Below are 13,847 nucleotides of genomic sequence, written 5' to 3' on the forward strand. Positions count from 1 at the left end.
ATTCTCACTCGATCGCCAGATTCAAGCGATCGAGTGCAAGGGTTTTGAGCCTTTCAAAGTCAAAACCTTGCACTTAATTTCTGAAAAAAGGCTCAAAACCCTTGCAGTGATTGGCTTGCTGAGATCTTCAGCAAGCCCTACCTATCTTGTCGATTTTACTCGATCGCCCTAAAAAGATCTCAAATGGGTTCTATAAATCAGCTACTACATAAGGTGGTAAAATTAGTGGGTCGAGGACACTTGTCAGATATGAATGCCAGGTTTTGCCCGATTTAATTTCCACTAGCCTCAATGTGACATAAGGCATCTTGTCTGTGCCTGTACCCATTCTTACTACTCGGTCACGGATGCTGTAGCTATTTGTGAGTACTCGTTCAAATTGTAAGGCTGCACCCTTTTTAAGTCTCGTGATAAAATGTACTTCCTGCCCGATTAACTGCTGCCAAAATTTAAAATGATAGAATCCTCGATCTAATAGCAATAGAGTTCCTGATGTTGCTAAATTGAGGATGTCTAACTCAAATTTGGTGTCTGATGCTTTGGCATTTTCTCGAAACCAGATCTCTACTGGTAGTCTAGTCACTAAATCGATGACCACACCCATCTTTCCGGCTAATTGCCCGATCGGCACATCCGCTAAACTCTCTAATTTTCTAAATATCGCTTCCATTGTTGAGCCATCACATGCCCAAATTCTAGCGAATTTTGCTTTGCTAAATTCAATGCTCGGTGGTAACTGTCTTTGTTTTCTACTGTGCCATTTTTCTCTAAATTCTCCTAACATTTCTTTGAATACTCGCTCGAATATTTCGGCCGGAAATGTCAAAAATCTTTCAGACATTGCTTGGTTACTTACCTTCACTGGCTGACACCACAAGAATCCTTCTCGATCGAGTATTCTGGTCAGTATAAAAAAAACGACAAGACAGCGGCGGCTGATTGACGGACAAAAGTCCGTAAGAATTATCGTAAAAGCTGATGAGTAATGGGTTTGAGGAAAAAAGAGAGGAGAACTGTTAAACTGTTTTTATCCAAAAAACCAGTACAGCTGCGTTTTTTATGCGGGGGGAACCCCCGCATAAAACGCCGCCGAATAAAAAAGCGACGCATCGACTCTTTGGTTTCCTCCAGGTCGATGCGTCAAGACAACGACAAGAAAGCGCGTTAAGACAATACATAAAGACTAGATAACAGCAGAGATCTAAATTACTTTGCACCCTAGCAGACTAATTTCAGCTCTAGCCGCAATTAGTTGTGCCTGAGAGTCTTGTAGCCCGATCGATGCTGAACTGTGTTGCAATTGGGCTAGCTTGTAGGCAGCTTTGGCGGTGTCTGCTGCTTGGCGACTGACTTTACCTTGCGCGGACAAGATTTTGGCACTGTCGTGCTTGGCTTGAAATTCGCTCAAGTTAATCCACGCTTGAGCTAACTGTGCTTGCGATAGAGAAACTGCGACTTGCGCTTCTTTGAGGGCAATTTGGGCAGAATTGAGTCGGACTGGTTGCTGTTCTGCTGGTGCTACCCCAGCACTAGTGCTGAGATCTCCTCGGTCTGAAGTTAACTCACTACCAAGGAGCGGAGCTACCAAAGGCAGCAAAACCGTCCGCTCGGCAACTTGAGGGCTGCGGGTGGAGCGATCCCCCAGATTGAAGATACTTACGAAAATCAGACCAGATCCTAATCCTGCTAAGAGCGAGACTAGTATTTTTGGGGGCAGTAGCGATTTAATAGACATTTGCTTTTTCCTACTGGTAAGTTGGCAGCGATTAATGATGGTAGCTAAGACTTCTTGTTGCTAACTTTCTGTGGTACCGTCCAGTAGTAAATAGTCTCACCTGCTACCTGGACAACTTTTTGGGGTTTCCAGTCACCCATGTCAAAAGCATGAGAAACGATCCGCGTCCCTGGTTTGAGTTGGCTCAACAGCCTAGGTCGCAATTTCAAATTAATTTCCGGTAGCAGATAGAGAGTGACGACGGTAGCGTTGCTCAAATCTGTAGTAAACAAATCTTGCTGGCGAAACTGAACGCGATCGGTCACACCTGCTTTTTGGGCGTTCTGATTTGCCTCCTTCACCCGTTGCGGATCGATATCGATTCCCACCCCACGGGTACCAAATTTTTGAGCCGCCGTTATCACGATCCGACCATCGCCACTGCCGAGATCGTAGAGTACATCATTTTTCCTGACGTTACCGAGACTGAGCATGGCATTCACCACGGCTGTCGGTGTTGGGACATAGGGGACATCTAGTTGTGGCTGCGCGATCGCTCGATTCCCAAAAAGGGACGCTACGCGATCGACCTGTGGGGTGTCGCTGGTTGGCAAGTGGATAGATCCAGCTACAACCAATCCGACAATGCCTAATCCCGCAATCGTTCGCGAAGCGTGGGCTTTGCCCAATCTGCCTAATTTCAATGGTATGTTCACGATTTTTTTCTCCTAATTAACTGTGATTGAGATGTTCTGTAAAATTATCGAGTCTGCTGGCAATGCCGTAGGGTAAAGGGAATCCCCAGTGCCACAACAACTACGCCGACGATCGCCCCAGTTCCGGTGTAGACCAAACTGGAGTAAAGCAGGTAGCCACAGGCCGCACAAAATAGCAATGGTAAAATCGGGTACAGCGGTACCCGATACGGGCGCGGTCGAGCGGAATCTCGCACTCGCAGCACCAACAGCGAGAGGCTACTGAGTAAAAAGAAAAACCAGAAGATCGGCGCAGTATAATCGACCATCGTTTTGAATCCGTCGCGAGTGACAGTGCCCAGTCCCACTAGTGCTAAGGAAATTACGCCTTGCCATAAGTAGGCGGTAGTTGGTGTATTGTGACGGTCTTGCCATACACCCAAAAATCGGAAGGCGGCCACATCTTGCCCCAGCGCAAAGTTAGTGCGCGCACCCGTAAAAATGGTGGCATTAATCGAATCGAGCGTACAAACTACCACCAGAATGCTGATGAATTTGGCTCCTGGTTCGCCAAATGCCTGTCTCATGAGATTTGCCGCAACGGCTGGAGACTGTGCCATCCCCATCAATCCCAAGCCCTTGAGATACGCCAAATTAATTAGTAAGTAAAGAGCGGTAATAATGCCCAGTCCCCACAGGAGCGATCGGATGATGTTGCGTTGGTAGTTCTCGATCTCAGTGGAAATCTGCGCCGCTTCGTTCCAACCGCCGTAGGAGAGCAGTACGAATACCATTGCCGATCCCCAAGATCTGGAATTCGTGGCAGTAGTAGCCGGAGCGGGACTATTGCCTGTGGGCAAGGTTAGGCCAATGATAATAATTGCCAGCAGTCCCAGGATGGTGGTAATCGTCAGCCAGTTTTGGAGCCGTTTACTGTGCTTTACGCCCAAGATATTGAGAGCAGTGAGGAGGGCAATCGCTAGTGCTGCATAAATCCCTGCTGAAAATGTGCCCAACCGCAATATTTGGGAAGCATAATCTCCAAATACAAAGGCGAGTAAAGCGATCGATCCTGTCTGAATTACACTCAGTCGCGCCCAGGCAAATAAAATCGCAATCGATCGACCGAATGCTCGTTTTAGGTAGTCATAGCTACCACCGATATTGGGATATGTGGTAGCGAGTTCCGCGTAGCATAAGGCACCAATAATGGAGATTACTCCACCCAAGCCCCAAGCTTGTAAAACATCAGTCTCACTATTAGCATTTGCCGCAACTAATGCTGGTGTTTCAAATATTCCCGCACCGATAACTAGTCCAACAATTAAAGCGATCGCATCGAATAGCCCGATCGAAGGTCTTGCCACTCTGATGCTATTTTCTGCAATTTCGGGTAATTTAGGTTGCTCGATTATAGTCACAGCTTTAACTCTACCTGCTATGTGGGCAATTGGCGTTCTGCTAAAAGTCGATAAATTTTCAATAAAAATTTAACGATTTTTGAATTATGCCACAAGCTCATAAATTTAAACATAGAACTCTTTAAATTTATGAGCTGGCAAAATTCTATCTCTATTGCTAACTCTTTATCTTGAGTATTTTCGCATAAGTTTCTCTATGTTACTGATTAAACTTTACGATCTATTATTTGATAAATTTATCTATCGATCGACATACTTTCGCCCCCGATCGCGCGTCGCTAGTACAAGATGTGAGTAGTCATAATCGAAATGTCTTAGTCCGTGTAGGCAGACTTGGCATCATTAGCGGCGATCCAAGACACAATCCCTGTTCTGAAAAAATTCATATTACAAGCACAAGCACAAATACAAAAAAGCCTCCCCATGTGGGGAGGCTTTGAGGTCTAAAAGACTACTAAACTAATTTGAGATCGGGATAGTAGGCGAGGATATCATCTGTAGTGAGTGCGTCACCATTTGCTTGAGGTGTCCAGATAGCTTCGATGGCGACAATGGCACTTGCATCGAGACTACCGAGAGTTTGGAGAGCTTGACGCAGATCGGCTTCACCATTGATTTTTGGCAATTCGAGCGATCGAGTTGCAGCAACCAATAGAGTTACAATGATGTACTCAGCGCGTTCTTGCTCCACTGTGGCTAGTTCGCCAGTAGAGTTGAGCGCAGCATTACTGTCAGCCTGACGGAGTTGGTTATTTACCTTACTCAGGGTTTCGGTTGTAAATTTACCACGCTCGTTGAGGGACAATTGATTGAAGACAGCTTCAGCTCGATCGAGTTTGGTTTGTTGAGTGCTAGTCTTGGCATACGTCCAGTATTCAGGGTGACGTAACAATTCGAGGCTAGTTTCTTGGAGCAAGTGCATCCGACCTGTGGCTGTATCAGCATTGACAGTTTCCGCCAGTTGGTCTAATTTAGACTGAACGCTCCGGGCATCAGCTAATAAACCGACTTGAATTTGAGCGATCGACACTTGAGGATTGTAAACATCACCACCTTCAAAGCTATCGCCACCAGCTACCCGTCGGAAAGTATTGAGTAAAAATCCACCCACCGCAACCATAATCAACAGCGAGAATAAACCGCCGCCGCCACCACCACCGATGAATGGGAGAAAGAAGAACGGCGAGAAGCCACCACCTGGATAGTATCCACCGCCACGATTACCGTAAGAACCACCACTAGGGCTACTATATCCCCGACTAGGCGCACGGAATGAGCCACCCCCAATTCGTCCGCCACTTCGTGCTGCCAAAGCATCTCCAGTCTGCGATATCACGAGCGTTAGGACTAGTCCGACTGCTACGAGGGACTTGACCAAGGGTTTAATGAGAGCGAGCAGTTTTTCCAGCATAACCACCTGTATAAAATCTTATTTATTCTTTTAATGTAACGACTTTGACAATTGAAAGCTGTTAGTTATCGAATATCTTCAATTTTAACTTAGGCAACTGGGAGGGAGAAATGTTGCCAGATGTAGAGATAACCGACAAACTACCCAACTTGCACCCCTGACGGTGGAGGTTGGGTAGTTTTGACTGCTCTGGTTCAGGCTATTGACTCAATGATTCTTAACTCCGCTGTCAACTGTCAACTGTCAACTATCAACTATTTAATAGCTATCATCATCGACATGAGCATGAACCGTCAGCTCATGATTAACTTGATTGAGTCGATCGGATATTGTCTTGCGCCACTCTAAACTAATTTCGGGATCGGCTAATACTTCCTGCGCTGATTGGCGATATACCGCACTAGTAGTCGCATCGACTCGATCGATAAACTCAAGATTATTATAAACAGTCTGGGGTGAAAGTTGCATGGTATTTAACTCGATTTAGTTGTTAATCGGTAGATACTACAAGTCGTCAGATCGATTAATAGTCACATTAGAGAATTTTTTCTAATCCATATACTAAAGATTTTAGCCCCAAAATCTTGCGAATGGCGAGGAGAACTCCTGGCATATAGCAAGAACGATTGGTAGTGTCGTGGCGGAGCAGGTAGATTTCACCTGGGGCACCAAAGATAATCTCCTGATGGGCGATGTAGCCAGGGAGTCGGATGCTATGAATGCGGATATTTTCGTCGGCGATGGCACCTCTAGCACCAGCGATCTTTTCGGATTCGGTGACACTGGGTGGGTTGAAGGTTTTGCCGAGTTCGCCGAGTAGTTGAGCGGTTTGAATGGCGGTACCGCTGGGGGCATCGGCTTTTTGATTGTGGTGGAGTTCGATGATTTCGACGTGTTCAAAAAATTTGGCAGCTTGAATTGCTGCTTGCTGCATCAAGATCACCCCGATCGAGAAATTGGGGATAATTAGACAGCCAGTACTCGCATTGTCCGCAAATTCAGCCAATTCTTGAATCTGAGTGGTACTCAATCCAGTGGTACCGACAACCGGACGCACGCCATAAGCGATCGCCGATCGGACGTTTTCATAGATACTATCAGGGTGGGTAAAATCGACCATGACGGCGGGTTGTTTCTCCTGGGATGCCATCGCCAGGATCGCCTGGAGATCGTTCATCAGAGGTACCTCCAAGGCTCCACAGCCAGCGATTTCGCCGATATCTTCGCCCAGGAGCTGGGGATTGCGATCGATCGCTCCCACCAGCACCAGATCTTCGGCATTAGCCACGGCTTTGATCGTTTCTAGACCCATTTTCCCCGCCGCACCATTGACGACTACCGGAATTGGCGATTGAGTACTCATTTTCGTTTCTCCTTAGCTGACAGCTCCACACTGCCCATTATGACATCGAAAGACTTGCGCTCTAGTTCTAGCGCAACAGCTTGAGAATTTCCAAATTAAATTGTTGACAGTCTTTCTCATAAGTTTTATAGTTGGGGAAGTTAGAGATGTATTTTTGAGCGTTATATTTATCAGTGGTAGCCGATCCGATCTCCAGGAGCCGCGATCGACCGAAATCTAGGCAAAGATTAAGCCTGAGTGATTTTTACAACTTCAGTTCGACTCAGATCGAAAAGATCGACCGATCGGACAATTTTGAGATTCAGACGCAATTAATTATCATAAGGAAGATCGAATGTCGTTGGCTGAACTGAGCGCACTACCCCTAGGAACCACTGCTTCGATCCTAGGCATAAATACCGAAACTATCTTAGAGCATAGATTACAAGCGTTAGGATTTCGGGTGGGCAAGCAGATATCAGTGATCCGTAAAGCGTGGTTGGGTGGGCCGCTACATGTGCGAATCGGTACGACGGAAGTAATCATGCGCCGTTGCGATGCTAGAGCTATTCAAGTGCAGCCGCATTAGGTTTTAGGCTTTAGGCTTTAGGCTTTAGGCTTTAGAGGCTGACAGTTATAGATATTTGTGCTGCATTACTTACAGGTAAAGAGAATTGAATATGACGATCGATGTTTATCGACCAAATCTAAAAAATGACAAACTCAATTAACTGTAATAAGTGCAACGCAGATGGTAGTCCGCTTTTAGATGTCACTAGCACTGAGGGCTTAAAACAAGTGGCGGTTTTGGGGATGCCCAATACTGGTAAGTCTACCTTCTTCAATCGCTTGACTGGGGCTAATGCCAGTACGGGAAATTGGCCAGGAATTACCGTCGATTTGCTAGTGGCAAAGATTAAATTAGGGCAGCAAGAAACCCAGGTGGTAGATTTGCCTGGGATTTACGATCTGCGGGGCTTCTCGGAAGATGAAGAAGTAGTGCGGCGGTTTCTAGAGAGCAATCCCGTTCATTTAGTCATAATTATTCTCAATTCTACCCAACTCGATCGCCAGATTAGTTTGGCACTACAAATCAAACATCTCGGTTTGCCAGCTTTATTACTGCTGAATATGGCTGATGAAGCTCCCAAATTTGGAGTTCAGATCGAGCCAGAATCGATCGCGCGGCACTTAAATATGCCAGTGATGCAGATGAGTGCTAAATACGGACAGGGTTATACTCAGGTACGCAGCTTAATTGCCGAACGATTGAGTCTTCAGTCCGAACCATTATTAGCGGGTAAGATCGAGCGCAATTTAGTCAGTGATACTGAGTTTGTCGCAGAAATGAGCGTACTGCTTCAGGATGGGTTTCAGGTATCGGCTGTCAAGAATACGCTGACGACTAAACTCGATCGCGTGTTACTCCATCCCGTGTTTGGGTTGCCGATTTTCTTTGGTTTGATGTATCTGCTATTTCAGATGGTGTATACCATCGGGAAGCCGCTGCAAGATTGGTTAAATCTAGGGGTGGAATGGTTTAAGACTGCTGCTGTGGAGCCATTACTAAGTTTCTTACCGAAGTTTCCCCACGATCTGCTGATCGATGGATTGTATGGGGGGGTGGCGACGGTTGCGGCATTTATTCCCGTGATTTGGATCTTTTTTATCTGTATGGCGATCGTCGAAGATAGTGGATACTTATCTCGATCGGCTTATTTGATGGATGCTTTCATGGAACGGTTGGGCTTGGATGGTCGATCGTTTGTGATGTCGCTGATGGGTTTTGGCTGTAATGTCCCCGCGATTATGGGGTTGCGGGTGATGCGTTCTCCGGCTCTGCGCCTACTCTCGATGTTGGTGATTCCGTTTTCGCTCTGCTCGGCGCGGCTGAATGTGTTCATCTTTATGACGACGGCGTTATTTAGTGCCAGCGTTGCGCCTATGGTGCTGTTTAGTCTGTATTTATTTAGCTTTGCGGCGGCGATTCTCACAGCATTTATTTTCAAAGGTAAGTATCCCAATCAAGAGCCACTGATCCTCGAATTACCGCCCTACCGCTTTCCTACCATCCGCCAAATGCTGCTCCGTGCTTGGGGAGAAACTAGACATTTTCTGAGATTTGCCTGGAAATTTATCATCTTTGGCGTAGTCGCAATCTGGCTGTGCAATAATCTCCCCACAAATGTCGAACCTGCCAGTGCTGGCACGATTTCAGGCGCGATCGGTAATGCACTCCAACCAATTTTAGGCCCGATCGGGATTAACCCCAAACTATCTGTTGCACTGATTTTCGGGTTTATTGCCAAAGAGATCGTCCTCGGTGGATTGGCGGTGATTTATGCCACCAAACAGGATGCGGGATTGGCTGGTGCGATCGCCCAAGATATTGACTGGGTGCAGGCTTACAGCTTTATGTTATTTACGCTGCTGTATGTTCCCTGCCTCTCTACGGTAGCGGTAATCAAAGCAGAGTCAAAAAGCGCAAAATTTGCGCTGATGGGCGTGTTCTGGTCGTTAGTGCTAGCTTGGAGTGCGAGTTTAATCTTTTATCAAGGTGCCAGAGCTTTAGGTTTCTAGTTGGCGAGAGCTGGGCTGTTGATAATTGTCGTAACATACTGCGATCGCTATTAACCCGCAACTCGATCGATCGTTACTTCACGCATTCTCTGCGGCAAATTACGCTCCTGTATCGGTTCTAGCAGATCGAGATCGATCCGACTTACTGCTAGGAATCTAGCTGAGGACGCGCCAATTCAAACATCGAATCAGCACTCACCCGATCGTACCAATTACCACCCATCCGACTGATATATTGGACTTGAGTTGGATCGATTTTGCCATTTACCATCAACTGTTTGGCGATGTGAAAATAAAGCACTTCACCAATCACATAGTTAGCCGCATTCGCGCCTTCCCCGTGGGACACAAGTTGAAACAGACGACATTCCATCGCCATCAGACTTTCGGCTACGCGCGCGGGACGAACTTTGGTAGTAGACGCAGGTATAAAACCAGCTTGCTCCCATTCGCTCACGCTGGAGTCAAAGTCGAGTGAGGCAATATTCACCCGATCCTGCATCCCTTGACTCACAACATTAATCGTAAATTCTCCAGTAGCTTGAATATTTTGCAACGTATCTTTGAACTGCCCGTGGCGATTTGTGGTGGGTGAAAAGGCGATCGAGGGTGGATTTAGTCCACCTGCCATAAAATAGCTAAATGGAGCTAAATTTGGAATCCCATCAACAGAAAGCGTTGATACTAGCGCAATCGGGCGCGGTGCAACCAGATGATTGAGCAAGTCATACGCATCAGATGAGGACAGATCGGCACAATCAAATCCTAAATAGGAGTGGGCATTATCATTATTTTGTGACATGAGATTTATAGAGCCAAGAATAGATTTTAAATCAGCATTAGGGATGACGATCGACATTAAATGCTTGTGCTAAAACCGTCAGCTCTTGGGCGCGGCGTGCATAGGGTTCGAGTTGAGTAGTTTCCCATCCTGTCAATACCTGCATCGCTTCGATCGATAGTCCTCTCATCAGCATTTCTACACACCAAGTAGCTTGAGCTTGGGCGATCGTCGGTGCTCCAGCTGGTGTAATAATTTCACCGCTCGATTGTTGCCACAGTTGGTGCAAATCTGCCTCAGTTAATGCAGTTCCATTCGGATTGATAAATAGAGCAGGATGAGCATCTTTGCGGCTTCTGAGCCATTGTGTGAGGGGGTTTTTGAGATATGAGCCGTAGCGTTTACCCATAATCCATTGATTGACGGGTACTTGACGCGCCGAGCCAGTTATTTGCAATAACTGACGATCGCTACTGCTCGAATGATTCGATCGAGTCAATAAAATCAGCTCACTCGCACTCAATCCCGCGCCAAATAATACGTAGACAAGCGCGTAAGTCTGAAGACTTTGTTTTTTTGCTTGTTGGAGTATCTGCTCGACGACTTGTGCTGGTAAGTCGAGCTGAATTACTGGGGCGGGGGGATTAATTACAGCTAATTGTTGAGGACTTCCAGCAATTGCACCTGCAACGAATAGAGCAACAACTCGATCGAGAAAATCCGCTCGATCGCGCCACAATCCATGAAACTCGCTAGTTAATTCGATCGTCGCATATCCAAATAATAATGTATGCAGCAAGCTAGTTAATTGCTCGATCGGTAGTTGCAAATCCGCCTGAGATTCGCCGATATTGGTTTTTAAATACTTCGCGACGCGACGATTGGCTCGATCGAAACTCCGTCCCAATCCTTGGCGATTTTCTGTGGAGTATTGCCCCGACTCGCCTACGAGCGATCGGATCGCGGCGGGAGTTTGTTCTAGTGCCTGGAGGCAGGTATTAGCATATACTCTGAGCATTTCGGCTAGACTACTTGCTGGTGGCAATTCTGTCGCTAAACTCTGTCCCAATTGAGCAAACACACTCGCATCTTCGATAACGGCAAGTAGTAGCGCATGTTTATTCCCAAACTGGCGAAATAAGGTGACTTCATTCACCTGTGCTAGTTCGGCAATCTGTTTGGTGGTTGTCTCACTGACTCCTTGACTGGCAAATAATTCGATCGCTGCCTGGATCAGTTTTTGGCGCGTAAGGTTGCGGGAAGATGTCATGGAGTATGAGTTGGATCGACTTACTAAGGGAGGAAGTAACTAATGCAAGTATCACTTGCATTTTTAAAAAAAGCTTGTTAGGATGTAAATGTAAGCGTTACTTGCAGACCCTATTTCTACTATACCTAGAATCAGGTATTAGGTATTAGGTGTTAGGTGTTAGGGGAAATACTCTCAGGAGGGAATTCAGACCTAAGCCCAAAGCCTAAAACCTCAAAATAAAAGCCTAAAACCTAAACCCTAAAACCTAAACCCTAAATTATGACTGCTACTATCGAAAATAGCTCACGGCGAGGAGAAACGGCACCATTAAGTTGGACGAATGTTATCTTTTTTGGATCGTTTCATCTGATTGCCTTGGCGGCACCGTGGTTCTTTAATTGGTCGGCACTAGGCGCGGCAATCGTGCTGCATTGGTTGTTTGGATCGATCGGGATTTGCTTGGGATTTCACCGTTTGCTCACACATCGCAGCTTTCAGGTGCCGAAACCACTAGAGTATGTATTTGCCACTCTCGGCGCGTTAGCACTCCAAGGCGGCCCGATCTTCTGGGTAGCTGGACACAGGCAACATCACTTGTATACCGAAGATTGGGACAAAGATCCCTACTCGGCAAAGCGGGGCTTCTGGTGGAGTCACATGTTATGGATTTTTTACCCAAAAGCGAACTTCTTCAACTTTGATGATTATAAAAAAGCAGCACCGGATTTAGCTAAAGATGCTTATTACCGTTGGCTCGATAAGTATTTCCTATTCTTACAAATCCCTGTCGGATTGTTACTATATGCGGTAGGCGGTTGGTCGTTTGTGATTTATGGTGTCTTTGTTCGCGCGGTGATTCTGTGGCACAGCACTTGGCTGATCAATTCAGCAAGTCACATCACTGGCTATCGCACCCATGAGTCAGATGATAATTCTCGCAATCTCTGGTGGGCGGCTCTACTAACTTATGGTGAAGGCTGGCACAATAATCATCATGCTTATCCTAATGTAGCTAAAGGTGGCTGGCAGTGGTGGGAAATCGATATGACTTGGTGGTCGATTCAATTATTGCAAAAGCTCGGTTTAGCCAAGCGGGTAATCTTACCACCTAGTACTTAACCCACTCCCAATACGGTTCGGATAGCCTACGATTTAAATCGCTGGCTTTCCATAAAAAGTAGGGGCAATTCATGAAGCGGCGGTTTTTTTATTAGGCATCGATAAACCGTTGATATATTGATGCAAATGATCGATCGCCCGATCGAGATAGACATCATTACCGTACAATTTACTCATCATAATTGCACCTTCGATCGTCACCAATAGAATCGTTGACACCTGTTCGTGGTCGGTAGTTACAGTTATTTCACCTTGACGAATGCCTAGCTCGACAATGCTACTAATCAGAGCGCGGAGATTATTTACGGCTGATTGGACGTGGAGCCTTAATATGGGATGGGTATCGTCACTTTCGATCGCCGTGTTCAAAATCGGACATCCGCCCGTACCGATGGGCTGGGAGGTAAAGCCACGGAAACTATCAACAAAAGCATGTAGTCGAAGGGTTGCAGTGTTTTGGATTGACACCTGTGCCATTGCCGCTGCTAAAATCAATCCAAGTGAATAGTCAAACGCTGCTACAGCAATTTCATCTTTACTTTTAAAATAACTGTAGATCTTGCTTTTACCCAACCCTGTCAACCGCATAATATCGGCGATTGAGGCTCCAGCATAGCCATTTTGATTGAAAATAAGAGCAGCCTTTTCGATAATTCTTTGCTTAGTAAGATCGGCTTTAGACACTGCAATATGACTAATTTCAAGACTACTATTATTTTACGACAATTTAGATTGACGCGTCAATCTCGCGGGTAGCGTCTGAGGCATTGCTTTCGGGCATAGGCTTTGCCACCGAAGAGTAGTGTTATCTATAGTTAGAATCGACAAAAATCACAGATCTCTTGCCAAATTCGATCGCTGACATTGGTAAGATGATGGTCGCTCTCCCACTCTAATAAATTGACCCAGTAACGATCTTGGGCAAAGTCTCGACTAGCAGAAATCGGAATGACATCATCATGAATACCGTGGATAATTAAAGTTGGCAGGACGCGATCGATCTGAGCAAGAGGATATCTACGAGCGTCAACAATGAAATTGTAATGTAGGGGTGATAAATTTTTGAGAGCATGATGATAAATTGGTAGATAGTAGGTATTTTCCCACACATTTAATTGTCGATCGCCAATTTTTGGTAGCCAATGATTCAGAAAATCAAAAGCAGGTGCCAGTAAGACTAGTTTCTTAACTTGGGGATAGTCTTGAGCGATAATTGTGGACACCCATCCTCCGAGACTAGATCCAATTAATGTAACTGGACTATCTGTGGGAAACAGATCGACAACTTGAGCGATCTGCCGCGAAACTGTCAAATGAGTAAAGTCATCCTGATTGAGGTCGGGAACTTGTAACTCAATGCCAATGTTGGCAAACTGTTGTCGGATGTATCTCGCCTTGGTAGATCCCGTCCCAGATGCAAAACCGTGTAAGTAAATATACATTATTCTGTGGTTCGATCCGTGAAGTTATTTCCCTGGCAGTGACAAATGAGGTGGGAGGGGAATGTTCGAGTTAAGTTCTTTAATTAGCTT

13 protein-coding genes and 1 pseudogene are annotated in these 13,847 nt (G+C 45.9%); 3 read left to right on the top strand and 11 right to left on the bottom strand.

The features are described 5' to 3' along the window. Window positions 1-193: 193 nt before the first annotated feature. The 7 genes and pseudogenes from ACEW9J_RS05160 to dapB all read right to left on the bottom strand — a co-directional run. Window positions 194-907, bottom strand: a pseudogene (locus tag ACEW9J_RS05160) (transposase); the annotation flags it as partial. A 294-nt stretch (window positions 908-1,201) separates the two neighbouring features. Beyond that, a complete protein-coding gene (locus tag ACEW9J_RS05165) occupies window positions 1,202-1,735 on the bottom strand; it encodes a hypothetical protein (RefSeq protein WP_373544069.1) in 534 nt (177 codons plus the stop codon). Between the two features lie 44 nt (window positions 1,736-1,779). Then, window positions 1,780-2,430 (bottom strand): cyclopropane-fatty-acyl-phospholipid synthase family protein, encoded by a 651-nt coding sequence (locus tag ACEW9J_RS05170; RefSeq protein WP_373544070.1) that lies wholly within the window; start codon window positions 2,428-2,430, stop codon window positions 1,780-1,782. Between the two features lie 44 nt (window positions 2,431-2,474). After that, window positions 2,475-3,830, bottom strand: coding sequence for an APC family permease (locus ACEW9J_RS05175; RefSeq protein WP_373544071.1), 1,356 nt, complete (start codon window positions 3,828-3,830; stop codon window positions 2,475-2,477). A 454-nt stretch (window positions 3,831-4,284) separates the two neighbouring features. Then, entirely contained in the window at window positions 4,285-5,241 is a 957-nt protein-coding gene (locus tag ACEW9J_RS05180) for a DUF1517 domain-containing protein (RefSeq protein WP_373544072.1), read from the bottom strand. A 258-nt stretch (window positions 5,242-5,499) separates the two neighbouring features. After that, complete coding sequence (locus tag ACEW9J_RS05185; protein WP_373544073.1) at window positions 5,500-5,709, bottom strand: hypothetical protein; 210 nt, start codon at window positions 5,707-5,709, stop codon at window positions 5,500-5,502. A 67-nt stretch (window positions 5,710-5,776) separates the two neighbouring features. Continuing rightward, on the bottom strand, window positions 5,777-6,604 hold the full coding sequence (gene dapB / locus ACEW9J_RS05190) for a 4-hydroxy-tetrahydrodipicolinate reductase (RefSeq protein ID WP_373544074.1): 828 nt from the start codon (window positions 6,602-6,604) through the stop codon (window positions 5,777-5,779). 334 nt (window positions 6,605-6,938) lie between these two features. On the opposite strand from dapB, the gene ACEW9J_RS05195 reads away from it, so the two are divergent. Both ACEW9J_RS05195 and feoB read left to right on the top strand, forming a co-directional pair. After that, window positions 6,939-7,172 (top strand): ferrous iron transport protein A, encoded by a 234-nt coding sequence (locus ACEW9J_RS05195; RefSeq protein ID WP_373544075.1) that lies wholly within the window; start codon window positions 6,939-6,941, stop codon window positions 7,170-7,172. 125 nt (window positions 7,173-7,297) lie between these two features. Further along, the gene (gene feoB / locus ACEW9J_RS05200; RefSeq protein WP_373544076.1) at window positions 7,298-9,163 is read left to right on the top strand and encodes a ferrous iron transport protein B; all 1,866 of its coding nucleotides are present in this window, start codon (window positions 7,298-7,300) and stop codon (window positions 9,161-9,163) included. 148 nt (window positions 9,164-9,311) lie between these two features. Here the strand turns inward: feoB and ACEW9J_RS05205 are convergent, their stop codons facing one another. Both ACEW9J_RS05205 and ACEW9J_RS05210 read right to left on the bottom strand, forming a co-directional pair. After that, entirely contained in the window at window positions 9,312-9,965 is a 654-nt protein-coding gene (locus ACEW9J_RS05205) for a flavin reductase family protein (protein WP_373544077.1), read from the bottom strand. A gap of 37 nt (window positions 9,966-10,002) precedes the next feature. Further along, on the bottom strand, window positions 10,003-11,214 hold the full coding sequence (locus tag ACEW9J_RS05210) for a TetR family transcriptional regulator (RefSeq protein ID WP_373544078.1): 1,212 nt from the start codon (window positions 11,212-11,214) through the stop codon (window positions 10,003-10,005). A gap of 261 nt (window positions 11,215-11,475) precedes the next feature. On the opposite strand from ACEW9J_RS05210, the gene ACEW9J_RS05215 reads away from it, so the two are divergent. Next, window positions 11,476-12,315: an acyl-CoA desaturase gene (locus tag ACEW9J_RS05215; RefSeq protein WP_373544079.1), complete on the top strand. Its 840-nt coding sequence runs from the start codon at window positions 11,476-11,478 to the stop codon at window positions 12,313-12,315. A gap of 69 nt (window positions 12,316-12,384) precedes the next feature. Here ACEW9J_RS05215 and ACEW9J_RS05220 read toward each other — a convergent pair whose 3' ends face one another. After that, on the bottom strand, window positions 12,385-12,999 hold the full coding sequence (locus ACEW9J_RS05220; protein WP_373544080.1) for a TetR/AcrR family transcriptional regulator: 615 nt from the start codon (window positions 12,997-12,999) through the stop codon (window positions 12,385-12,387). 131 nt (window positions 13,000-13,130) lie between these two features. Beyond that, window positions 13,131-13,757, bottom strand: a complete 627-nt coding sequence (locus ACEW9J_RS05225) for a YqiA/YcfP family alpha/beta fold hydrolase (protein WP_373544081.1) — start codon at window positions 13,755-13,757, stop codon at window positions 13,131-13,133. Between the last annotated feature and the right edge of the window lie 90 nt (window positions 13,758-13,847).

The organism is Chamaesiphon sp. (genome assembly GCF_041737865.1).
In the GTDB taxonomy this organism is placed as follows: Bacteria; Cyanobacteriota; Cyanobacteriia; order Cyanobacteriales; family Chamaesiphonaceae; genus Chamaesiphon.